Annotated in this window: 2 protein-coding genes; one reads left to right on the plus strand and one right to left on the minus strand. The window is 40.7% G+C overall.

Going from position 1 to position 1844, the window contains the following annotated elements:
• Positions 1–41 precede the first annotated feature (41 nt).
• Positions 42–575 (minus strand): translation initiation factor IF-3, encoded by a 534-nt coding sequence (gene infC, locus H5968_RS24865; protein WP_096566105.1) that lies wholly within the window; start codon positions 573–575, stop codon positions 42–44.
• 240 nt (positions 576–815) lie between these two features.
• Here infC and H5968_RS24870 point away from each other — a divergent pair, with 240 nt between their 5' ends.
• Positions 816–1733 carry an alpha/beta fold hydrolase gene (locus H5968_RS24870; RefSeq protein ID WP_187042070.1) on the plus strand — a complete coding sequence of 306 codons (918 nt, stop codon included), beginning with the start codon at positions 816–818 and terminating at the stop codon, positions 1731–1733.
• The last annotated feature ends 111 nt before the right edge of the window (positions 1734–1844 follow it).

The following is a 1844-nucleotide window of genomic DNA, read 5'->3' on the forward strand; positions in this document are numbered from 1 at the left end:
TGCCTCCCCTGCCTCCTCTACACCTTACAATCCAGGAATGATTACTTCTTGGGTGAAATTAGCATCATCATATTTCGCCCTTCTTTCTTTGGCGCTTGCTGTACTTCACCAAACGGTTCTAAATCTGTAGCCATCCGTTTTAGCAAATCCTCTGCTAAGTCACTGTGTTGGATTTCTCGACCCCGGAACATCACAGTAGCTTTGACTTTATCACCATCTTTGAGGAAGCGTTCAGCTTGCTTGACGCGCACATTATAGTCGTGTTCTTCAATCTTATAGCGCATCTTTACTTCCTTCACGTCAGCCGTGTGCTGCTTCTTCCGGGCTTCCCGCGCCTTTTTCTCCTGCTCAAACTTATATTTCCCGTAGTCCATGATTCGACATACCGGCGGGTCGGCTTTGTCACTGAGTAGCACTAAGTCTAGTTCTTTTTCTTCTGCTAACTTTAGTGCTTCATGGGGCGGCATAATTCCTAATTGGCCGCCATCAGTGTCAATGACTCGAATTTTCGGGAAGCGAATGCGTTCGTTAATTTGGGGCAGATCGCGAGTTCTTTTTTTCTCAATCACAGGCATTATGATTTTTGGGAGCTTTTTTAGTTAAGGATTTGGCTTGGCTTTGGTTTACTTAGTTTTATTTGCTATGCCAATAAAGGCAAAATACGTAAATGACTCACAATGGAAAAATGAGTGCATATCTTTAGGTTAGCTAATTCAAACAACATTTGGTTAATCTGTTGTATTTGTTATTCTACTAACTTTGTTCAGATTTCCTACAATAGTTAATTTAAATTACAGTTTTCCAGGAAAGAGTTTGTGACTACTACGTTATCTTGGCAGCAGCGGCTAGGTAATCAAAGAGATTGGCTGTGGAGAGGTTGGCAAATTCGCTATACCTACATCCGGCCTACTTACAATTACCAAAATACCACACCTTTAATTTTACTACATGGTTTTGGTGCTTCCATTGGTCATTGGCGACATAATTTAGAAGTTTTAGGTACACATCATACGGTTTACGCTTTAGATATGCTGGGCTTTGGTGCTTCTGAAAAAGCTCCGGCTAATTACAGTGTCGAACTTTGGGTAGAACAAGTTTATCAATTTTGGCAAACTTTTATCCGTCAACCAGTGGTATTAATAGGTAATTCTATTGGTTCTTTAATCAGCTTGGTTGCTGCTAATGCCCATCCTGATATGGTAGCGGGTGTGGTGATGATCAGTTTACCTGATCCCACTTTGGAACAAGAAGCCCTTCCTGCTTTTTTACATCCAGTGGTTAGGGGTATGAAAAGTATGATTGCTTCGCCTTTACTGCTGAAACCCCTGTTTAATTTTGTGCGTAAACCAGAAGTATTAAAACGTTGGGCTGGTCTTGCCTATACAAACCCCGAAGCCATTACGGATGAATTGATAGATATTTTAGCAGGACCTCCACAGGACAGAGGCTCTACCCGTGCTTTTATTGCTTTGTTTAAATCTTCTATAGGTGCAGAATTTAGTCCTAGTGTCAAGGAAATATTACCAAACTTAACAATTCCTATGTTATTGATTTGGGGGCGAAAAGATAAATTTGTTCCCCCAAACTTGGCCAGTGAGTTTGCTAAATACAATGAAAAATTAGAAGTTTTGTATTTAGAAGATGTAGGTCACTGTCCCCATGATGAAGCACCGGAAAAGGTGAATGAGGTAATTTTAAATTGGATTAGGGAATGGGGAATAGGTGATAGTTGATAGTTGATAGTTGATAGTTGATAGTTGATAGTTGATAGGGAAAAATAAAATTGATTACCCAGTCCCCAGTCCCCAGTCACCAGTCACCAGTCACCAATCACCAATCACCAA

Origin of the sequence: Sphaerospermopsis sp. LEGE 00249, assembly GCF_014299995.1 — a bacterium.
GTDB lineage: Bacteria > Cyanobacteriota > Cyanobacteriia > Cyanobacteriales > Nostocaceae > Sphaerospermopsis > Sphaerospermopsis kisseleviana.